Below are 19,589 nucleotides of genomic sequence, written 5' to 3' on the forward strand. Positions count from 1 at the left end.
CGTCGGCGCGCCGGCCGGGCGGCCAGGCTCGCGTCGGGCGATCTCGTGGAGAAGGTGGAAACGCCGAGCCGGACCGCGATGCTCCAGACCGACGGCGCCTCGAACGTGCGGGATCATAACCGATGCGGCGGAAACGACAAGGGCTTGCCCTCGCCCCCTCGTTGCGACGGGGCCGGCTGAGCGCGCGGCGTTAGTGGTTCCGTCATCGGGCCCGCGTACGGACCATCGCGGGGGCTTCTCGCGCGGGGGCCACTCACGACGCGGGCGCTCGACGGGCGTCTCCACCAGGAGGGCGGGGCGTGGACCTGGACGTCATCGTGATCGGGAGCGGCCAGGCGGGGGTCCCGCTGGCCACGCGGCTGGCGGCGCACGGCAGGAACGTGCTCCTCGTCGAGCGCGGCGAGCTCGGGGGGACCTGCGTCAACACGGGGTGCACGCCGACGAAGACCCTCATCGCGACGGCGCGCGCCGCCCACGTCGCCCGGACGGCCGGGCGGCTCGGCGTGCGCGTCGGGTCGGTGGAGGTGGACCTCCCGGCGGCGGTCGCGCGGAAGGACGCCCTCGTGAAGCAGTGGCGTGACACGGTGGCCGCGCGCCTCGCCGGGGCGGGCGAGCGCCTCCGCGTCGTCCGCGGCCAGGCGCGGCTGCTCCCGGACCGCAACGTCCAGGTCGGGGAGGAGCGGCACCACGCCGAGGTCGTCATCCTCGACGTCGGGGGGCGACCCGCCTCGCCGCCCATCCCCGGCCTCGAGGCCGTGCCGTGGCTGGACAACCGCCGCCTCATGGAGCTCGTCGCCGTGCCGGACCACCTGGTGGTGATCGGCGGGGGCTACGTCGGGTGCGAACTCGCCCAGGCGTACCGTCGGTTCGGCGCGGGCGTCACCGTGGTGGACCCGGCGACGCACCTGCTCTCGCACGAGGACGAGGACGTCTCCGCGGCGATCGAGGAGGTCTTCCGGGGCGAGGGGATCCGACTCCTCCTCGGCACGTCGGCGGAGGAGGTCTCGGCGGCGCCGGGCGGCGTGGCGGTCCGGGTCTCCTCGGGCGAGACCGTGGAGGGCTCGCACCTGCTCGTCGCGACCGGTCGCCGTCCCAACACGGACGACCTCGGCGCCGACGTCGCCGGCGTGAAGCTCGACGCCCACGGGTACGTCGTGGTGGACGATCACTACCGGACCAGCGCGCGCGGCGTCTACGCCGTCGGGGACTGCGCCGGGGGCCCGCAGTTCACCCACACGGCCTGGGACGATCACCGGCTCCTCTTCGACGTCCTCATCGGGCGTCCCGGCCGCGGCCGGAAGGACCGGCTGGTGCCGCACGTCGCCTTCACCGACCCGCAGGTGGCGGGCGTCGGCCTGACCGAGCGTGCGGCGCGGGAGCGGGGCGTGCACCACGAGGTCGCGAGCGTGCCCTTCTCGACGATCGCGCGCGCGCTCGAGACGGACGAGCGCGCGGGCCTCCTGAAGATCCTCGTCGATCCGGTCACCGACCGGATCCTCGGCGCGGCCATCGTGGGCGCCGAGGGCGGCGAGCTGCTCCACGTCCTCGCCGCCCTCATGGAGGCCGGTGCGTCCGCCCGCGCGCTCGTGGACATGGAGGCGGTCCACCCCTCGTACGCCGAGGGGCTCCAAGCGGCGATGATGGCGCTGCCGCGGTACGCGCTCGGGTGATCGGCCGGGCGCGCGGTTCGGGCTCGCGCCGGCCCCGGCGCCGCGGTAAGACCCGTCGCGGCGGGGGCCTCGCGCTCCCGGGATCGGTCGCCCATCGCCATGCGGATCGACGTGCCGCGCCTCGTCCTCGGTGCCGCCTCCAGCGGCAGCGGGAAGACCACGCTCGCGGTCGCGCTCGCGGCGGCGCTGCGGGCCCGCGGCCTGAAGGTGGCGCCGTTCAAGTGCGGCCCGGACTACCTCGACCCCGGCTACCACGCGCGGGCGAGCGGGGTCGCGAGCCACAACCTGGACGGCTGGATGATGGGGGAGGAGGCGGTCCTCTCCACGTTCGCGCGCGCCGCGGCGGGCGCGGACGTGGCGATCATCGAGGGCGTGATGGGCCTGTTCGACGGCGCGTCGCCGGCGTCCGACGCCGGGTCCACGGCGGAGATCGCGCGCTGGCTCGGCGCGCCGGTGGTCGCCGTGCTCGACGCCTCGGGCATGGCGCGCACCGCGGCGGCGGTCGCGCGGGGGCTCGTGGACTTCGACCCGGCGCTGCGCGTCGGGGCGCTGGTCTGCAACCGCGTGGGGGGCCGCGGGCACCTCGAGCTCCTCCGGGAGGCGGTGCGGGTGCCGCCGGTCGCGGGCGGGCTCCCGGCGCGCGAGGACCTCGCGTTCCCGGAGCGGCACCTCGGGCTGGTCAGCGTCGCGGAGGCGTTGCCCGGCGCCACGGTCGCGGCCTGGGCGGCGCTCGCCGAGGAGTGGCTCGAGGTGGACGCCCTCCTCGCGCTCGCGAGGTCGGCGCCCCCGCTCGAGCGGCCGGACCGGGCGGCGAGCGCGCCCGCCGCCCCGGTCGCCGGACGTCCGCGCTGCCGGATCGGCGTGGCCTGGGACGAGGCGTTCCACTTCTACTACGCGGACAACCTCGCGCGCCTCGAGGCGCTCGGCGCGGAGCTCGTGCGGTTCTCGCCGCTGCACGACGCGGCGCCGCCGCCCGTGGACGGCCTCTACCTCGGCGGCGGCTACCCCGAGGAGCACGCCGCCGCGCTCTCCGCGAACGAGGGCATGCGCCGCGCGATCCGCGCGCTCGCCGCCGCCGGCCGCCCGATCTACGCCGAGTGCGGCGGCCTCATGTACCTCGCCTCGGCGATCCGGACCCGTGACGGCCGGGAGCACGACATGGTCGGGCTCGTGCCCGGCGTCGCGGTGGTGCGCGACCGCCTGCAGGCGCTCGGCTACGCCGAGGTCACCACCCGCGCCCCGTCGATCCTCGGCCCCGCCGGCCTCACCTTCCGCGGTCACCAGTTCCGGTACTCGGAGCTCGCGGTGCCGCCCTCGGTCTCCCGGGTCTACGCGGTGGCGGGCCGGCAGGGCGCGCCGCTCCTCGAGGGCTACGCCGCGGGCAGCGTCCTCGCCTCCTACGTGCACGCCCACTGGGCGTCGTGCCCCGCGGCGGCGGAGGGGCTCGTCGAGGCCTGCGCGCGGTAGGGATGGACGCGCGCCCGCGCGCCCTCGCCGGAGCGAGGGTCGCGCGGGGCGTCGCGCGGTGCGGGCCTTCGTCCCTGGCTAGAAGCGCACGCCGACCGAGCCGAAGAGGGCGAGGTCGTTGCGCGTCTGGGTGGACGTCTCCCGGCCGATGCCGTTGAACGGGGTGAGGTAGTCGCGGGCGGTGAGGCTCACCGCGACGGCCTGGTACTGGAGGCTGGCGCCCGCGGAGACGTAGCCCGCGAAGTCGGTCTCGGAGTCCACGTTCAGATCGCGGAAGCTGTACGTGCGCGCCCCGGCGCCGACGCCGACGAACGGCTTCAGCGTGAGGTCGCCGGAGAGCGCGATCGGGAGCTGGCCCTGCACGCCCAGGTCGTACTGGAACAGATCGAGGTCGCCGTTCCCGACGCCCTTCGCGTGCGTCGGCGCCCAGGAGAACGCCCCGACCACCGCCGCGTACGGGATGACGTCGTAGGACACCGTGAGGCCGGCCAGGACCGAGTCGTCGAGCATGTCGCGCTGGCCGCCGGTCGGCAGGTAGGCGCCGACGAGCGGCGCGATCTCGAAGCGGCGCGACTTCTCCTGGGCGCGCGCCTGCGCGGGCAGGCTCGCGAGGACGGCGAGGGCGGCGATTGCGACGGACATCTTCTTCATTGGTTGTGCTCCTTGTTTGTCCAGCAACGGGCGCCACGCATTGCATCGCGCGCGCCTCCTCGCGCCGGCGCGGAACGACGCGCCTTTCCGCGAGCGCGCGCCGCCGTGTTCGTCAGGTCCGCGCACATGTCGTTCATGATCCCGACACCGGTCCGTCCGAACGCCCTCGCCACGCCCGGCGCCGCGGGCCGCCCGCTCACCTCCGACGGCCGGGGGAGGCGCGCGGTCTCGGGGAACGGTCTCGCCTTGATCTCTCGCGCCCCTGAAGGGGGAGCGGAGGGGCGGGCGCCCGCCTCGCGCCGGGGAGGGAGCGGGGGAAGCCGGGTGCTCGCCGAACCGTTCGACGGGGCGCCGGCTCGATCACCCGAGGAGCCTCGCGTCCCATGAGCTTCGACATCCCCGGCCTCTTGGTGGCTGGCGTCCTCACCTTTCTGTCGCCTTGCGTCCTGCCGCTCGTGCCCATCTACCTCGGGCTCCTCGGCGGCGCGTCCGTGGCGGACGTCCGGGCCGGCGCCGCGCGCGGGCGGACCCTGGCGACCGCCGTCGCGTTCGCGGCGGGGCTCGCGACCGTGTTCATCGCCCTCGGCCTCGGCGCGAGCGCGGCCGGCGCGCTGCTCGCGGCGCACCGCGAGGCGCTGCTCCGGATCGCCGGAGGCGTGGCCGTCCTGTTCGGCCTGAGGTTCCTCGGCGTGCTGCGGCTGCCCGCGCTCGAGCGCGAGCGGCGTCCCTGGCTGGCGCGGGTCGCGCCGGGCGGATCGCTCCTGGCCGCGTTCGGCTTCGGGGGCGCGTTCGCGCTCGGGTGGACGCCGTGCATCGGCCCGGTCCTCGGATCGGTGCTCACGTACACGGCGAGCGCCGGGGCCAGCCCGCTCCGCGGCGCGCTCTACCTCGGGATCTACGCGGCCGGGCTCGTGACGCCGCTCCTGGTCACGGCGGCGTTCGCACCCCGCGCGCTGCGGCTCCTCGACGCCGTGAGGCCTCACCTGCGGAAGGTCGAGCTCGCGACGGGCGCGCTCCTCGTCGCCGTGGGAGCGCTCCTCGCCGCCGACCGGCTCGGCGCGCTGGCGCTCCCCGGCGGCGCCGAGGCGCCGGCGGCCGCGGCGGGCGCGTCCTCCGGGCAGCCCGCGCCGACCGGGACCGCGAGGGCGCCGGAGGAGGGGATGGCGTGCGGCTCGAGCGCCGCGAGCGCCAGCGCCGCGGCCTGCCCGGTCGCCCCGCCCGCGCCCGGCGCCGAGGCGAAGCCGCGGGCGGGCGCGGCCCCGGCTCCCGAGGGCGGGCCGTCCGTGGTCGAGGTCGTGGGCCGGGCCTGCCCCGTCTGCAAGCGGATGGAGCCGGTGGTCGCGGAGGCCGAGCGCGCCTGCCCCGGCGTCCACGTGGTGCGCCGCGTCGTGGAGGACCCCGAGGGCGCGGCGCTGGCCCGCCAGCACGCCATCCGCGGGGTTCCGACCTTCCTCGTGCTCGACGCGTCGGGCAACGAGCTGCGCCGGCTCGTCGGCGCCCAGCCCGTCGAGGCGGTCGCCGCCGCGCTCGAGCTCGCCACCGGTCGGCTCTGCGCGGCGCGCTTGCCCCCGGCGGGCGAGCCGGCGGAGAGGGGCTGACGGCCCGGTGAGAGCGCCGCGACAGAGGACCGGCGCCGCGCGGTGAACGAAACAGGGCCGCCGCTTCGCCGCTTCCGGGATCGGCGGTCCGGAGAACACGTGCGGTCACGCCGCCGTGGCCCGCCTTGACGGCGTGCGGCCACCCTTGCGATCATGCCGCGGCCGCACGCGTCTTCGGATCGCCAGCCTCGCTGGTCGGGCCGCCGCTCACGTCCGGCCTCCGTACCTCGACCCTCACGGACGATCCCACGCCGATGACGACGCGACTCGTGCCCCTCCTCTGGGCGCTGCTCCTCCTGCTGCCCGCCCCGGCGTCGAGCGCCGACACCGCCGAAGAGCTCACCGTGCTGAGCTACCACGAGGTCTGCGACCGCGCCGAGGCGCTGCAGCCGATGTACGCGGTCACGCCCACCAACTTCGTGCGGCAGATGGACTGGCTGCGCAACCAGGGGTACCGCTTCGTCAGCGTCGCCGACGTGCTGGCCGCCCGGAAGGACCGGAGGCCGCTGCCGCCCAAGGCCGTGCTCGTGACCTTCGACGACGGCTACCAGTCCGTGTACACGCACGCCTGGCCCATCCTGAAGACGTTCCGGATCCCCGCCGTCATCGCGGTCGTGGGGAGCTGGCTCGAGGCGCAGGGGACGGTGAACTTCGACGGCAAGGAGCTGCCGCGCGGGAAGCTGCTGACGTGGAGCGAGCTCCGCGAGATGACCGAGAGCGGGCTCGTGGAGATCGGCAGCCACAGCTTCGATCTGCACCGGGGGATCCCCGGGAACCCCCAGGGGAACATGGAGCCGGCCGCGACCACGCGCCGGTACCTGGCGGAGGCGAAGCGCTACGAGGACGAGGCGGCGTACCGCAGGCGCATCCAGGCCGACCTCGAGCACGCCAGCGCGCTGATCCGCCGCCACACCGGGAAGGCGCCGCGGGTCATCGCGTGGCCGTACGGCCGCTACAACGACGTCACCCGCGCCATCGCCGAGCGGCTCGGCATGCCCATCGGGCTCACGCTGGACGACGGCGCAAACATGCACGACACGCCGCTGTGGGGACTGCGCCGGATCCTCGTCGAGAGCGGGATGGCGCTGTGGGATCTCGAGCGCGAGATCGCGATCCGCAACGAGAACCTCTCGGACAACGACCGCGCCCAGAAGATCATGCACGTGGATCTCGACTACGTGTACGACGCGGATCCCGCGCAGCAGGAGCGGAACCTCGGCCACCTGCTGGACCGCATCGTCGCGATGGGCGTGAACACGGTCTACCTGCAGGCCTTCGCCGATCCGGACGGCAACGGCTCGGCGGACGCGGTGTACTTCCCGTCCCGCCGCCTCCCGATGCGCGCCGACCTGTTCAACCGGACGGCGTGGCAGATCCGCACCCGGACGCCCGTGAAGCGGCTCTACGCGTGGATGCCGGCCCTGGCGTGGGAGCTGCCGGCGAGCGATCCGGCGGCGCGGGATCGGGTCGAGACGATCGCGAGGGAGCGGGAGGACCACGTGGACATGGGGTACCGGCGGCTCTCGCCGTTCTCGCCGCGGGCGCGCCAGGCGGTGCGCGAGATCTACGAGGACCTCGCGCGCGCGGCCCCGATCGACGGGCTGCTGTTCCACGACGACCTCACGCTGTCGGACCACGAGGACGCGAGCGCGTTCGCGCTCGCCGCCTACCGCGCGTGGGGGCTGCCGGGATCGGTGCAGGCGATCCGCGCCAGCGACGACCTGCTCGGCCGCTGGACCATCCTCAAGATCAACGCGCTCGACGATCTGGCGATGGAGCTCGCGGCGGTGGTCCGCGCGGAGCAGCCGGCGCTCAAGGTCGCGCGGAACCTCTACGCGCAGGTGGTGCTCAACCCGAAGGCCGAGGTCTGGTACTCGCAGTCGCTCGACAACTCCATCGCGCGCTACGACTTCACGGCGATCATGGCCATGCCGTACATGGAGAAGGCCGCCGACCCGGTGACGTTCTTCCACGATCTCGCGGGCGCGGTGGACGATCGCGGCGCCATGAAGAAGGTGGTCTTCGAGCTCCAGTCCGTGGACTGGCGCAACAAGAACCGGCCGATCCCGAGCCGCGAGCTCGCCGACACCATCAAGCGCCTGTACGCCATGGGCGTGCAGCACGTGGGCTACTACCCGGACGTCTCCTTCGAGGATCATCCGGATCCGGGCGTGATCAAGCCCGTGCTCGACGGGAAGCCGAACGCTCCCGTGCTGCACTGAGGCCGCCCGTGTCCGTCCGCCCCGAGACGATCTGGCACGGCCTGCTCGCGTTCGTCTTCTATTACCCGCTGTTCATGTCGTTCCTGTGGATGATGGGGGCCGCGCTGTTCCACTGGCGGTTCGAGCGCGGCCGCCCGCCCTTCGACCGGCCGCAGCCGCTGCCGGACACGCCGCCGGTGAGCGTCCTCATCCCGTCGTACAACGAGGAGGACAACGCGGAAGAGACGGTGACCCAGGCCCTCGCGCTGGACTACCCGGACTTCGAGGTCATCGCGATCAACGACGGCAGCTCCGACGCCACCGGCGAGGTCCTGGAGCGCCTCGCGGCGCGGGACCCGCGCCTGCGCGTGGTCCACCTGGCGGAGAACCAGGGGAAGGCCATGGCGCTCCAGGCCGGGGCCCTGCTCGCGCGCCACGAGATCCTGATCTGCATCGACGGCGACGCCCTCCTCGACCCGCACGCGGCGCACTGGCTCGTGGCCCACTTCGCCGAGAACCCGGAGGTCGCCGCGGTGACGGGGAACCCGCGGATCCGGAACCGGTCCACGCTGCTCGGGCGCGTGCAGGTCGGGGAGTTCTCGTCGCTCGTCGGGACGATCAAGCGCGCGCAGCGCGTCTTCGGCCGGATCTTCACCGTGAGCGGCGTCATCACGGCGTTCCGGAAGTCCGCGGTGCACCAGGTCGGCTACTGGAGCACCGACATGCTGACCGAGGACATCGACGTCACGTGGAAGCTGCAGCGCGCCGGCTGGGACGTGCGGTTCGAGCCGAACGCGCTGGTCTGGATCCTGATGCCCGAGACGCTCCGCGGGCTGTGGAAGCAGCGCCTGCGCTGGGCGATGGGCGGCGCGCAGGTGCTGCTCAAGAACCTCGGCGCGCTGCTCCTCCCGGACCAGCGGTTCCTCTGGTCGCTGCTGATCGAGATGTGCGTCAGTGTAGCGTGGTCGTACGCCATGCTCCTACTCGCGACCACCTGGCTGCTCGGCCTGGTGCTTCCTGCGGGAGCCTTGCCGGTGGTAGGTTCGCCCCTCAGTCCGCGGGGCAGCGGCGTGGTGCTCGGTGCCGCCTGCCTGTTGCAATTCGCCTTCAGCAGGTGGCTCGACGGTCGCCACGACCGCGGACTGGGGCGAAACCTGTTCTGGATGATCTGGTACCCCATCGTGTTCTGGGTCATCAACTGTGCGGCAACGGTCGCCGCGTATCCGAAGGTCCTCATGCGACACCGCGGCATGCGCGCTCGCTGGATCAGCCCGGATCGCGGCTTCCGGCCTTGAATGAACCGAGGAGGTCCGGCGTCCTCTTGGACGCGCGGTCCGGGGAAGGGGCGGCGCACGGGTAGCGATGGAAGGGCAGCCGCCCTCGGCGACGGGCTGCACGGCAAGAGCGTAAGACCATGAACGGACCACTCATCATCGACGCGCGTCACCGCCTGGCCTGGCCCCGGCGCGTGCTCTCCGACGCCTCCACCGCCGTGCTGTGGGGTGCGTGGCTGTGGCTGTGGTCCCCGATCCTGAAGTCCGCCGCGTGGCTCGCCGAGCTGGGCACCCCCTCGTACCTCACGCTGTCGCAGCTCTTGCCGAGCGGCTCCGCGGTGGACCTCCAGCGCTCGGTCATGGCGCTGGTCGGGACCTCCGGGACGCTGCTGGTGTGGAACCGGCTGCCCGCGCGCAAGCTGCGGGCGAGCTCGGCGCTCTCCGTGCGTGACTACGCCCGGTACTTCGGCGTCCCCGAGCACGCGCTCCAGGCCGGCCGCCGCGCTGCGGTGTGCGTGGTGCACCACGACGACAGCGGGCGGATCGTCGAGATCGAGTGCCGGGCGCCGGCGGCGTGCCCCGCGGCCGCGGACGAGGTCGCGCAGGAGGAGGCGGTGGCGGCGTAGCGCGCCGCGCCGTTCGCCACGCTCGCGCGCTCGACCGCGCGTGTTCACGTGGACCGAGCCGCCCCGGGGCGATGCCCCCGGTCGCGCTGCGGCCCTGCGAGGGACCACCCATGAAGCCGTGCCGGGAGTGTCGTCGCGAGGTCTCCGAGCAGGCCGTCGCGTGTCCGGGCTGCGGCGCCCCGTACCCGGCGCGCGCGAAGTGGGACGGATACGGGTTCGAGTATCGCTCGAGCGCCGCGATCGCCGGCCTGCCGCTCCTTCACGTTTCGTTCAAGTACCGGCCGAACCGCCGGCCGGTCGTGGCGAAGGGCGTCATCGCCATCGGTCAGTTCGCCGTCGGCGGCCTCACGATCTCGCAGTTCGGGATCGGCGTGCTCAGCCTGAGCCAGTTCACGATCGCGGGGTTCGCGCTCGCGCAGTTCGGGATCGCGTACTCCCTCGTCGCGCAGTTCGGGCTCTTCCTCCACCAGGGGCGCGGCCAGATCGTCCGCGGCCTCGCGACGCTGCTCGGTCTGGGCGGGTGATCCCGCGCGCGCTCGCCGACCGGGGGGCTTCCGGCCGGGGCGAGGCGCGAAGGCTCCGGGGCGCACGGACCGTATGGCCGGCGGAGCCCGGAGCGTCCCTCGTCCTTCGATCCGTCAGCCTCGACGCCTAGCTGTGCGTCTCGCGCTCGCTGATCTCGCGCAGCGTGTCGGAGGCGCGGCCCCCGCGCTCGTGCTGGGCGATGTCCGACAGGCTGATCACTCCGACGAGCGCCCCCGACTCGTCCACGCACATGACGCGGGACTTGTGGTTCTGCGCCATCACGCGCTCCGCGTCGCGGATGTCGTCCTCGGGGCGGCACGCCACGACGCCGCGGGTCATGACGTCCTCGACGAACGTGCTCGGAGCCATCTTCGCCGCGACGAGCCGGATCGCGATGTCGCGATCCGTGATCGTGCCGAGCACCTTGTTCGACTGGTCGCAGACGGGCAGGAACCCGATGTTCTCGTCCTTCATCCGGACCGCGGCGTCCTCCACGGAGTCCCTCGGCGATACGCACTGCACGTCGGTCTTCATGATCTCTTCGCACCGCATGGCTGACCCCTCGCTTTCCTCGAGCCGGCGTCCGCTCGGCGTACGGTCGAGCGGTCTGCGTCGGCCGAACCTCTTCGCCTGCCATGACGTTGGGCGTGGGGGGCGCGTGGGGCATCCGGGATACACGGGGGGCCTGGCCAGCGGGCGCCGGTCCCGCGCGGTTGCCGGGGCAGAGGAGGCGGGCGAGGGGCGCACGGGGAGCGGGCCGGCGTCCGGCCGGATCGGCGCCGGAGGCAAGCGAGGGTGCCGCCGGGATCTTCTCGCATCAGTGCAGCGGGGGCCTGACCTCGGTCGCGCCCGGCTCCGGAGCGTGGCGCGCTGCGAACGCAGGCCCGAACGCCTCCCGGACGGAGCCGTCGATGGGCTCGCCGTGCCGGACGTACCACCGGAGCGAGTCCTCGAGCTCGGCCAGCGACTGGAGCGGCGTCGTCCCGAGCATCGTGTCCACGAGCCATGCGCCCAGCGCGCGGTAGCTCTCGAACTGCGACTCCGAGAACCACTGGTCCACCGTGGACTCGTGCGGGAAGGCCGCGCACGCGTTCGCGTACGCCCGGACGTCGTACGGGATCGCGGCCTTCGGCGCGTCCCGCACGGTGGGCTTGAGGTAGACGAGCGTGCCCGTGCCCGCGCCGGGGCCGTCCGGGACGTCGTACCGGATCCGCGCGACGGCGCAGTACAGGCCCGCGCGTGGGGGGCCCGCGCGCGGCCCGATCTCGATCTCGCGCTCGAACTCGATCGGGACGCCGAAGTCGATGCGGATCTTCCGCACCGCGTTGCCGAGATCGCCGAGCGCGTAGCGCGGGTCGCAGCTCGCGTCGCTCACCACCACGAACCGGCAACGACGGAGCACGACCTCGTACAGGCCGAGGTTGTCGAAGTGCCCTCCGTCGGAGAGGTTCACGAACGGCGCGTACCGCGTGGTGAGGCCGAGCATCTCCTTCGCGAGGTGGAGCGTCGCGTGGCGTGGGCCGGTGCGGGCCACGTCCTCGCCCCCGTTCTCGTTCGTGTTCGGCAGCCACACCCCGAGCCGCGCGTCGAGGAGCGCCATGAGGAAGGTCAGCGCGGGCGTCGAGACGTACCCCATGTTCGGGTTCGCGGCGGCGCCCGAGATCGCCATGGCCGTCGCGAGCGAGATGCCCTCGCCGCGGGGACCGCCGTAGTCCCTCGTCCGTCGATAGCCCTCGTGGAAGTTCCCGCAGTAGAGCGGGGTCATCGAGAACGACTCCGCGCGCCGCTCCTGCCACGCGAGCCGCTCGCCGCCGAGCAGGTTGAGCGTGACGTTCACGATGGGGAAGAGGCGCGCCCCCGCTCCGGTGCGCGCGTCTCCGGCGGGCGCCAGGCTCGACAGCGGGAGCCGCTCGTCCTCCTCGTCGAAGCCGGTGGTGAGGTCCGGCCGCCGGTCGAGGTTGGAGGCGCCCAGGTAGGCGCGCACGAGCCGGATCCGGTACATCGCGTGGAGCGAGAACCGGTTCACGTTGACGAAGAACCCGGCGAAGCCGGCGATCGCGAGGAGGGAGAGGCCGACCCCCAGGAACGAGAGCGCCATGGCCCAGCCCCGGGTCACCTCGCACATCGGGGTGAGCTCCACGACGAGGAAGCACGGCGGGTAGCCCGCGATCGCCCGCGCGAGGTACGCAGTCCCGAACGCCAGGAGCACGACGACGGACGCCACCGTGGCGGGCGCGGCGAGCCTCAACACGAGGTCCTTCCGTCGGGACGTCCGCGGGCCCGGGCGCCCGGACGGCGTCTCGGGGCTCTTCCCGAGCAGGCCGGTGACGAGCCCGGAGACGACGGCGACGGCCGAGACCGCGCTCGCGAGGGCGTCGTGCGCCTCGTGGTAGGCCCCCTCGATGCCCGCGCCGACCAGCCATGTCCCGAACAGGACGAGCGCGCTCGCGACGGCCCACCCGGCGGCCACCGCCAGCACGCGGCCCGTGATGCGCGCCCACCACTCCCGGTCGGCGTCGCCCGGTGCGGGGCGGCCTGGGCCGGGGGGCAGGAACGGGCACTCGAGCGCGGTGAAGATCGCGCGCGCCAGCACGTAGACGAGCAGCAGCGTCGGGAGCGCGAGGATCGTGAACAGCGGCGGGGCGATGCGGAGCGCCGCCGCCGGATCGCCGATCAGCCATCCGAGCGCGAACGCCGCGGCGACTCCGGACACCGCGAGCGCGAAGGCGCCGCCGACGATCGCGCGTCGCGGCGGCACCGCCCCGCCCACGGCGGCGCGGCCGAGCGTCGCCACGACCATGCCGCTCACGGGGACGCCGACGGTCCAGATCACGAGGTGCCGTGCGCGCTCCCAGATCCCGGGATCCACGGTCTGCGCCCCGAGCCCCGGCAGGATCCGCCACGTGTGGTCTACCCACATCGTCGCGAGGGCGAAGAGCGCGCTCGCGGACACGAGGAGGGCGAGGGACGCGAAGGAACCAGCCCCGCCGCCGCCTCCGCAGCCGCCGCTCGACGCGTCGCCCCATCCGGTTTTCCGGCAGCGGCGGGCTCCGCGGCTCGCTCCGGAGCCAGTGAGCGATCACGCTCGAGGCGAAGCCGAGCGCGAGCGCCGCGCCGGACAGGATCGCCGCCGCGCGCGCGTCCGACGGAGGGTAGACACGGCTCGTCGCGACGACGAACGCCATCTGCGGCACCATCGCCGCGGCGGCGATCACCGGGACGATGACCAGCCAGTTGAGGAGCAGGTTGCGCAGCACGATGGCGACGACCGTCCAGGTGTCGCCCGAGAACAGCCCGGTGCGGGGCGTCAGGTAGTTGCTGAACTCGCGGAGCCGATCGATCGGCTCGGGCTCGGGCACGAGGGGATCGTCGACCGCGTCCTTGTCGGGCACGACGGGATCGCCGACGGCCCCCTCGCCCTTCCCGGCCTCCTCGGGCGTTCGGCCCGGGCGGCATAGGAGGGTCGTGACGATCCTCAGGGGGGCCTCCTGCGCGGCCCGAAGGCGCTCGGCCTCGGTCGTCCCGGCAGGTCTGCTCGCCGGGAGGGCGCTCGGGCGGGACGCGTCCCCGACCGGCTCGCCGTCGTCCAACCCTGGATGGGGCGTCCGTTGCGCTGCCTCGCGCTCTCGCGCGACCCACGCCTGCAGCCAGGAGCCGACGTATCCGCCGCCCGAGACCGTGGACAGGTAGTCGAACCGGTGCAGGAGATCGGCCCGGGCGAGCGCCTGCAGGACGCCGAGGTTGAACGTCGCGCTGCGGATGCCGCCGCCCGAGAGGCAGAGCGCGGAGAGCTTGTCACGTCGGTCCCGTGCCTGCTTCGCGATGTGTGCGTAGACGTCGCGCAGCGCCTTCGGCTCGATCGCGTCGTCGGACGGCGTGAGCTTCTCCCATCGCGGCCGGATGCGCGCCAGCTCCTCCCGCAGCACCTCGGCGAGCGCCGTCCACCGCCTCGGCTCGGTCGTCTTCATGCGCCATCCCCGCCGTGCAGGTTCACCCTCCGGCTCGTGACGAGGCGCTCCCCTCGAGGGCGGGGTGCCCATCGCGGCTCGCCGACAGGATTGCGCCGCCACGTGGACGTGAACGCGGTTCCGCGGGTTCACGCCAAGTGGTGCACGCAACGTGGGCTCCCTCGGGCGACGACCCGCGGCCGCGAGGGTCGGATCGCGATCGCTCCGGGGACGTCGCGGCGGACGCTCGTCGCTCGAGCGAACGAACGCGTCCGGACGTCGCGCCGGGCGCGCCCGGCGCGCGTGATGGAGATCTTCTCGTGGCGTCCGCTCTTCGCGCGCGACAGATCGCGCGACGGACCTTGCGACGGAGGTGGCGCGTGGTGAGGACGATGCGAGCAGTCGAGGTCACCAGGCCCGGCGCCGGCTTCACGCTCGTCGAGCGCCCGGTGCCCGGACCGGCGGCGGGCCGCGTCCGCATCGCGGTCGAGGCGTGCGGGATCTGTCACTCGGACGTGTTCGTGCGCGACGGCACCTACGCCGGCGTGACCTACCCGCGCGTGCCGGGCCACGAGGTGGTCGGGCGCATCGAGGAGGTCGGCGCCGGGGTGGTCGCCTGGCGCCCCGGACAGCGCGTGGGCGTGGGCTGGCACGGGGGGCACTGCGGCGTGTGCGAGGCGTGCCGCGCGGGAGACTTCATCCTGTGCGAGCGCGGCCTCGTCTGCGGCTTCAGCTACGACGGCGGGTACGCCGAGTACCTGGTCGCGCCGCAGGAGGCGCTCGCCGCCGTCCCCGACGCGCTCGATCCGATCGCCGCCGCCCCGCTCCTCTGCGCCGGCGTCACCACCTTCAACGCGCTCCGCAACAGCGGCGCCCGGGCGGGCGATCTGGTGGCGGTCCAGGGGATCGGCGGGCTCGGGCACCTCGGGCTCCAGTACGCCCGCAAGCTCGGCTTCCGGACGGTCGCGGTCTCGCGCGGCGCCGACAAGCGCGCCCTCGCGCTCGAGCTCGGCGCGCACGAGTACGTCGATCAGGAGACCGGCGACGCCGCGGCCGCGCTGCAGGCGCTCGGCGGCGCTCGCGTCATCCTCGCCACGGCGCCGAACGCGCAGGTCATGTCGGGGCTCGTCGGCGGCCTCGGTCGCAACGGCGCGCTCCTCGTGCTCGGGGCGACGGCCGACCCGATCCAGGTCACGCCCTTCCAGCTCATCGGCGGCCGGCGGCGGATCCAGGGCTGGCCCAGCGGCACGGCGAAGGACTCCGAGGAGACGCTCGCCTTCAGCGCGCTCAACGCGGTCGCCTCGCGGAACGAGGTGTTCCCCCTCGCCGAGGTGAACGAGGCGTTCGAGCGGATGATGACGAACCGCGCGCGCTTCCGGGTGGTGCTGCAGGTCCGGGGATAGCGCGCCGCTGCGCACGCCGAGGACCTCGACGGCGCGTCGCCGCCCAGCAGATCCTCCGCGTGACCGGGTAGGCAAGGCCGTCGGTCCGTACTGTCCGGTCGCCGCGCAGCTCGCGCAGCGGGTGGCGGCAGGGCATGCGGCCATGGGAGCGCGTGAGCGCGAGATCGCAGCGGTCGTGCGCCAAGGATGCGCACCGCCAATTCGCGCGACCGCGTCTCGGGCACGCCGTTGGTCGAACCCCGAGAGCCCCGCCACTCGCGGGGAGGCGCGGGCCATATCGTGAGTTGGGTCGCAGCCAGCCGAAGGCGGGCGTGCTCGACGGAGGCGTCGCTGCCCAGCGGCGGGAATTCGACCCGACTCGAAGGGGGAGATCATGCTCAGGGCGTCGAGGTGTGTCGTCGCGATCGCGCTCTCGTCGGTGCTGGCGCTCGCGGCCGCGCGGACGAGCGTCGCGCGCGCCGAGTCGCCGCCGGCACGCGAGGGCCGGGCGTTCGAGGTGGACGCGAACGTCGGCCTCGCGGCGTTCGTCGCGATCGCCGACGGATACCTGCAGAAGATGGCCGACGCGCTCCAGGTGCTCGCGCTCTCCGAGCAGGCGCGCTCCGGCAAGTGGGCCGACATCGAGCACCCGCTCGGAGAGGTCGGGAGGCTGAACGCCGCCGCGCTGAACTGGTTCGCGCTGCCGGACGGTTCGTACTGGAGCGTGCAGAACGGCCGCGAGAAGGGGAACCTCTCCACCCGGCCCTACTTCCCCAAGGCCCTCGCGGGCAAGACGGTCCTCGGCGACCTCGTCGTCAGCAAGGCGACGAGCAAGAGCGTCGCCATCGTCGCCGTCCCGGTGAAGGGTCGCGACGGCGCCATCGTCGGCGTCCTCGGCGCGTCCGTCTACCTGAAGCCGCTGAGCGACCGGATCCGCGAGGAGATGAAGCTCGGGAAGGAGCTCATCTTCTACTCCTTCGACGCGACCCCGCGCCTCGCGCTCGTGTGGGACGAGGGGCTGATCTTCACGAACCCCAAGGAGTTCGGACCGGAGGTGGATCGGGCGTTCACGGACATGCTGTCGAGGGAGCGCGGGATCGTGCGGTACACGTTCCGTGATACGCCGCGGACGGTGGTGTTCAGCAAGTCCCCGGTCACCGGGTGGTGGTACGCGCTCGGCATCGTCGGGCCCACGAGGAGCGGGACCGCGGAGCGGGGACCGGGAGCGCACGGGCGCTGAGGCGCGTGCGAGAGCGGGCGCGAGGCCCCCGCCGTCCGCCGTCGCGGAGGGCGGGAGCTCGCGCCTCCGCGGAGGCGTACCGCGCCGCCGGTCGATCAACGCGACGGCGCGACCCCGACCCTCGCTCACCATCAGGGAAGCGGGAAGAACGTGAAGCGCGCCAGGAGCCACGAGCCGTCGGGTTGCCGGCGCACCACCATGAAATAGCGGCTGTGCTCCTGGAACGACGATCCGCGGCTCGTCCAGGTGGCTCGGAAGTCTGCCAGGACCTGCGCCCAGTCACCGTGCACCTCGAAGACCGGCTGCGAGATCGTCGCGCCGCGTGCGGTTTCGCGGGCGAACATGGCCGCGGTGTCGGTCCGGACGGCCTCGCGGCCCACGCTGGGGGGACGGGCGTCCGGGTAGGTGATCGTCCCGTCTGGCGTGAACAGGCTCGCCAGCGCGGCGGCGTCGCCTTTGTTGAGCGCGTTCTCCCACTTCGTGAAGATCTGCTTGAACGCTTCCGATTCGGCCGTGACCGTCATCGAGGACCTCGGTTCCGGGTGGCTGGCGACGCCGCGGCTCCTCCTCCGGGTGCAGGTCGTGGCGAGACACCGGTCGCGCGCGACGCCAGCCAAAAGATAGCGACTTCGGCTCGGGAGCCGGCGGGGAGACAGGTTCGCGCGTTCGCGGGCTGCGTCGATGCGCCCATCGCGCTCCGGTGGCAGATGGCGTCCCGCCCCGACGAGGCAGCGCTGGCCGCGTTCGGGCCAGGCGCTCGACAGGCGATCGGCCAGGCACGTGCCGAAGAAGGCCGCGAGGCTACGAGGCCGCGACCTCCTGGCAGCGCACGGCAACGCGCGATCCGCTACCGTCAGGGAGGGAGCGAACATGCCGTCCGACAACTTCATCCGCGGCGCCCGGTTCCGGTTCCTCACCCCGTCGTACGATCGCCTGAGCCGCCTCGTCGGACTCGGCGAGCGCTTCCGTTCGTTCGAGGTGCGCGCGATCGGGCCGCTCGGCGGCAGGCGCGTGCTCGACGTGGGCTGCGGGACCGGCGCGCTGCTGGCCGCGCTCCGGCGGGAGGCGAAGCCGGCGCGCCTCGTGGGAGTCGATCCCGATCCGGACATGCTCGCTCAGGCCGAGCCGAAGCTCCGGGCGGCGGGCGTGGCAGCCGAGCTCCTGCGCGGCTCGGCGGACGCGCTGCCGTTCCCGGACGGCTCCTTCGACGTCGTCGTGTCGAGCCTCATGTTCCACCACCTCGACGCCGCGACGAAGCGGGGGGCGCTCCGGGAGTGGCGTCGGTTGCTCGCGCCCGGGGGCGCCCTCGTCCTCGTGGACTTCGGCGCACCGCGGAGCGCGCTCCTGCGCGCCGTCTTCTGGCCCATCGGCCTCTTCGAGCACGTCGCGGACAACCTGCGAGGCCGGATCCCGGCGCTGCTCGAAGAGGCCGGCTTCGCGTGCAGGGAGGTCGGCCGGTACGGCGGCGTGGTCGCGGCGCTCGCGGCCACGCCTCGAGCGGGCACGGCGTCCGGAGCGCGTCCGCCTCGAAGCCCTGAGCCGAAAACCGATTCCGAGACGACACGGTGCAGGCAACGGGGCGCCAAATGCGAAGCATTCCATTTGGCTCCTCGACCAGTGGCTTCGACTCTGCGCCCATCCTCGAAGCCGCAGAACCCGTGGAGGCCTCGCGGAGAGGCCTGGGAGTCCTACGACGATTAGAAGTGCAGGTTCAGCATCCCTCCGAGGAGAATGCTGTTGTAGCTTCCCGAGATTCCAAATAGTGTCGTGTCACCAATTAGATACTTCGCTTCGGCTCCAAGGCTGACTCGAGGCGAGAGCCGCGCCGCAAGTCCTCCGCCGAGCGTCACGCCGAGAGAGGTATCGTCATCAGATGCGCTACCGGAGTAATAGCCCGATGCCTCGACTTTGCTGGAAATGAAATAGGCGCCTGCGCCTGCCAGTACATACAGATCCACCTTGTCTACTGGCGCGATGAGCTTGATAGTCGCCGCCATGTTGAAGGCGGAAATGTCCATGGACGCGCTCGTTCCCCCGGCGGAGGCTGAAGCCCCGATGGCGAAGTATCCAACCGATGCCTCCAGCGCGACATTCGGGATGATCCGGCGCCCGATAACGCCCTCGAACGCGAAACCCGTATCGAAGCCGTCCAGGTCGTCAGCTTTCGGAATGATGGCGCCGACTCGCGCTGCGACATAGCTACCATTCCCGACGGTTTCAGCGCCGGCTATCTTCTGCGCCCGTCCGTCTGGACCGGACATGTTGCCGGATTCCTGCGGAGCGGCTGACGCCTGGGCAACTGCAGCGATGGGGCTGACGAGAACAAGAGCCGCGACGAGAACCAGATTCTTCATTTGAGCCCTTCAGTGTTCCTGCGCCTTGAAAATGGCTCAGGACGGCTTGAACTGAACTTCGAGCACTTTACCTGATGTGTCATCGCTTCTGCTGACCCGAGAATCTGTGACGAAAGATTGCCGCACCCCACCCTGCCTCTAATAGGCTGAGTGAACAGCCTGGCTGCTGTTCATCGCCGCTGAGCGGGGCGCGCCGCAGCGGCGTGACGGACATCGCCCGGCGCCCCGCCGCCGGCCGAGGCCACGGCGGCGAGGGCGGGGGAGCGATCATCGGTCGAGCTTGAGGCCGTCGCGGTCGAGGACGCGTGGGAGGAGGTCCCGCTCGACGAGCGCGATATCGTGGTAGCGGGCGTTGACTCTTAGTCCATGATGGCCACCGTATCTGCTTTTCGGTGGGTGTCCACAACGGATCAAGCCCAGCTCGACGTGGGCTGCGGGACCGGCGCGCTGCTGGTCGCGCTCCGGCGCGAGGCGAAGCCGGCGCGCCTCGTGGGAGTCGATCCCGATCCGGACATGCTCGCGCAGGCCGAGCCCAAGCTCCGGGCGGCGGGCGTGGCGGCCGAGCTCCTGCGCGGCTCGGCGGACGCGCTGCCGTTCCCGGACGGCTCCTTCGACGTCGTCGTGTCGAGCCTCATGTTCCACCACCTCGACGCC

At 73.0% G+C, this 19,589-nt stretch carries 16 protein-coding genes and 1 pseudogene; 11 read left to right on the forward strand and 6 right to left on the reverse strand.

Going from position 1 to position 19,589, the window contains the following annotated elements; translation table 11 throughout:
* The first annotated feature begins 299 nt into the window (after positions 1-299).
* Positions 300-1,670, forward strand: coding sequence for a mercuric reductase (locus MNZ27_RS06435; protein ID WP_242393216.1), 1,371 nt, complete (start codon positions 300-302; stop codon positions 1,668-1,670).
* A 99-nt stretch (positions 1,671-1,769) separates the two neighbouring features.
* Positions 1,770-3,137 carry a cobyrinate a,c-diamide synthase gene (locus MNZ27_RS06440; RefSeq protein WP_242393217.1) on the forward strand — a complete coding sequence of 456 codons (1,368 nt, stop codon included), beginning with the start codon at positions 1,770-1,772 and terminating at the stop codon, positions 3,135-3,137.
* Between the two features lie 78 nt (positions 3,138-3,215).
* On the opposite strand, the gene MNZ27_RS06445 is transcribed toward MNZ27_RS06440, so the two are convergent.
* Positions 3,216-3,788: an outer membrane beta-barrel protein gene (locus tag MNZ27_RS06445; RefSeq protein ID WP_242393218.1), complete on the reverse strand. Its 573-nt coding sequence runs from the start codon at positions 3,786-3,788 to the stop codon at positions 3,216-3,218.
* A 383-nt stretch (positions 3,789-4,171) separates the two neighbouring features.
* Here MNZ27_RS06445 and MNZ27_RS06450 point away from each other — a divergent pair, with 383 nt between their 5' ends.
* The 5 genes from MNZ27_RS06450 to MNZ27_RS06470 all read left to right on the forward strand — a co-directional run bounded on the left by MNZ27_RS06450 (position 4,172) and on the right by MNZ27_RS06470 (position 10,011).
* Complete coding sequence (locus MNZ27_RS06450; RefSeq protein ID WP_242393219.1) at positions 4,172-5,386, forward strand: cytochrome c biogenesis protein CcdA; 1,215 nt, start codon at positions 4,172-4,174, stop codon at positions 5,384-5,386.
* Positions 5,387-5,640: 254 nt separating this feature from the next.
* A complete protein-coding gene (pgaB, locus tag MNZ27_RS06455; RefSeq protein ID WP_242393220.1) occupies positions 5,641-7,608 on the forward strand; it encodes a poly-beta-1,6-N-acetyl-D-glucosamine N-deacetylase PgaB in 1,968 nt (655 codons plus the stop codon).
* A gap of 8 nt (positions 7,609-7,616) precedes the next feature.
* Positions 7,617-8,882: a poly-beta-1,6-N-acetyl-D-glucosamine synthase gene (gene pgaC / locus MNZ27_RS06460; protein WP_242393221.1), complete on the forward strand. Its 1,266-nt coding sequence runs from the start codon at positions 7,617-7,619 to the stop codon at positions 8,880-8,882.
* 119 nt (positions 8,883-9,001) lie between these two features.
* Entirely contained in the window at positions 9,002-9,487 is a 486-nt protein-coding gene (pgaD, locus tag MNZ27_RS06465) for a poly-beta-1,6-N-acetyl-D-glucosamine biosynthesis protein PgaD (RefSeq protein ID WP_242393222.1), read from the forward strand.
* Between the two features lie 110 nt (positions 9,488-9,597).
* Complete coding sequence (locus MNZ27_RS06470; protein ID WP_242393223.1) at positions 9,598-10,011, forward strand: hypothetical protein; 414 nt, start codon at positions 9,598-9,600, stop codon at positions 10,009-10,011.
* 127 nt (positions 10,012-10,138) lie between these two features.
* Here MNZ27_RS06470 and MNZ27_RS06475 read toward each other — a convergent pair whose 3' ends face one another.
* The 3 genes and pseudogenes from MNZ27_RS06475 to MNZ27_RS23945 form a co-directional block, all read right to left on the reverse strand.
* Positions 10,139-10,564 carry a CBS domain-containing protein gene (locus MNZ27_RS06475; protein WP_242393224.1) on the reverse strand — a complete coding sequence of 142 codons (426 nt, stop codon included), beginning with the start codon at positions 10,562-10,564 and terminating at the stop codon, positions 10,139-10,141.
* Positions 10,565-10,829: 265 nt separating this feature from the next.
* A complete protein-coding gene (locus tag MNZ27_RS23940) occupies positions 10,830-12,965 on the reverse strand; it encodes a hypothetical protein (protein ID WP_242393225.1) in 2,136 nt (711 codons plus the stop codon).
* A gap of 682 nt (positions 12,966-13,647) precedes the next feature.
* Positions 13,648-14,052 (reverse strand): annotated as a pseudogene (locus MNZ27_RS23945) (patatin-like phospholipase family protein); the annotation flags it as partial.
* A 299-nt stretch (positions 14,053-14,351) separates the two neighbouring features.
* Between MNZ27_RS23945 and MNZ27_RS06490 the strand changes: the two are divergent.
* Together MNZ27_RS06490 and MNZ27_RS06495 are read left to right on the forward strand one after the other, a co-directional pair.
* Positions 14,352-15,362 (forward strand): alcohol dehydrogenase, encoded by a 1,011-nt coding sequence (locus MNZ27_RS06490; RefSeq protein ID WP_242393241.1) that lies wholly within the window; start codon positions 14,352-14,354, stop codon positions 15,360-15,362.
* Positions 15,363-15,735: 373 nt separating this feature from the next.
* On the forward strand, positions 15,736-16,581 hold the full coding sequence (locus MNZ27_RS06495; protein ID WP_242393226.1) for a cache domain-containing protein: 846 nt from the start codon (positions 15,736-15,738) through the stop codon (positions 16,579-16,581).
* Between the two features lie 131 nt (positions 16,582-16,712).
* Here MNZ27_RS06495 and MNZ27_RS06500 read toward each other — a convergent pair whose 3' ends face one another.
* Complete coding sequence (locus MNZ27_RS06500) at positions 16,713-17,105, reverse strand: YybH family protein (RefSeq protein ID WP_242393227.1); 393 nt, start codon at positions 17,103-17,105, stop codon at positions 16,713-16,715.
* A 346-nt stretch (positions 17,106-17,451) separates the two neighbouring features.
* Here MNZ27_RS06500 and MNZ27_RS06505 point away from each other — a divergent pair, with 346 nt between their 5' ends.
* Positions 17,452-18,282 (forward strand): class I SAM-dependent methyltransferase, encoded by an 831-nt coding sequence (locus MNZ27_RS06505; protein ID WP_242393228.1) that lies wholly within the window; start codon positions 17,452-17,454, stop codon positions 18,280-18,282.
* Here MNZ27_RS06505 and MNZ27_RS06510 read toward each other — a convergent pair.
* Positions 18,279-18,935 (reverse strand): outer membrane protein, encoded by a 657-nt coding sequence (locus MNZ27_RS06510; protein WP_242393229.1) that lies wholly within the window; start codon positions 18,933-18,935, stop codon positions 18,279-18,281. The two genes, MNZ27_RS06505 and MNZ27_RS06510, sit on opposite strands and share 4 nt — an antisense overlap.
* A 396-nt stretch (positions 18,936-19,331) precedes the next feature.
* Between MNZ27_RS06510 and MNZ27_RS06515 the strand changes: the two genes are divergently transcribed.
* Positions 19,332-19,589 (forward strand): class I SAM-dependent methyltransferase (locus MNZ27_RS06515; protein ID WP_242393230.1); only part of this gene is annotated, 258 nt, incomplete at its 3' end.

Origin of the sequence: Anaeromyxobacter oryzisoli (assembly GCF_022690765.1) — a bacterium.
Lineage (GTDB): Bacteria > Myxococcota > Myxococcia > Myxococcales > Anaeromyxobacteraceae > Anaeromyxobacter > Anaeromyxobacter oryzisoli.

Excerpts from the sequence above, each read along its gene's own strand:
- MNZ27_RS06440 (WP_242393217.1), top strand. The coding sequence starts at position 1,770 with ATGCGGATCGACGTGCCGCGCCTCGTCCTCGGTGCCGCCTCCAGCGGC.
- MNZ27_RS06445 (WP_242393218.1), bottom strand. The coding sequence starts at position 3,788 with ATGAAGAAGATGTCCGTCGCAATCGCCGCCCTCGCCGTCCTCGCGAGC.
- MNZ27_RS06450 (WP_242393219.1), top strand. The coding sequence starts at position 4,172 with ATGAGCTTCGACATCCCCGGCCTCTTGGTGGCTGGCGTCCTCACCTTT.
- pgaB (WP_242393220.1), top strand. The coding sequence starts at position 5,641 with ATGACGACGCGACTCGTGCCCCTCCTCTGGGCGCTGCTCCTCCTGCTG.
- pgaD (WP_242393222.1), top strand. The coding sequence starts at position 9,002 with ATGAACGGACCACTCATCATCGACGCGCGTCACCGCCTGGCCTGGCCC.
- MNZ27_RS06470 (WP_242393223.1), top strand. The coding sequence starts at position 9,598 with ATGAAGCCGTGCCGGGAGTGTCGTCGCGAGGTCTCCGAGCAGGCCGTC.
- MNZ27_RS06475 (WP_242393224.1), bottom strand. The coding sequence starts at position 10,564 with ATGCGGTGCGAAGAGATCATGAAGACCGACGTGCAGTGCGTATCGCCG.
- MNZ27_RS06490 (WP_242393241.1), top strand. The coding sequence starts at position 14,352 with ATGCGAGCAGTCGAGGTCACCAGGCCCGGCGCCGGCTTCACGCTCGTC.
- MNZ27_RS06495 (WP_242393226.1), top strand. The coding sequence starts at position 15,736 with ATGCTCAGGGCGTCGAGGTGTGTCGTCGCGATCGCGCTCTCGTCGGTG.
- MNZ27_RS06500 (WP_242393227.1), bottom strand. The coding sequence starts at position 17,105 with ATGACGGTCACGGCCGAATCGGAAGCGTTCAAGCAGATCTTCACGAAG.
- MNZ27_RS06505 (WP_242393228.1), top strand. The coding sequence starts at position 17,452 with ATGCCGTCCGACAACTTCATCCGCGGCGCCCGGTTCCGGTTCCTCACC.
- MNZ27_RS06510 (WP_242393229.1), bottom strand. The coding sequence starts at position 18,935 with ATGAAGAATCTGGTTCTCGTCGCGGCTCTTGTTCTCGTCAGCCCCATC.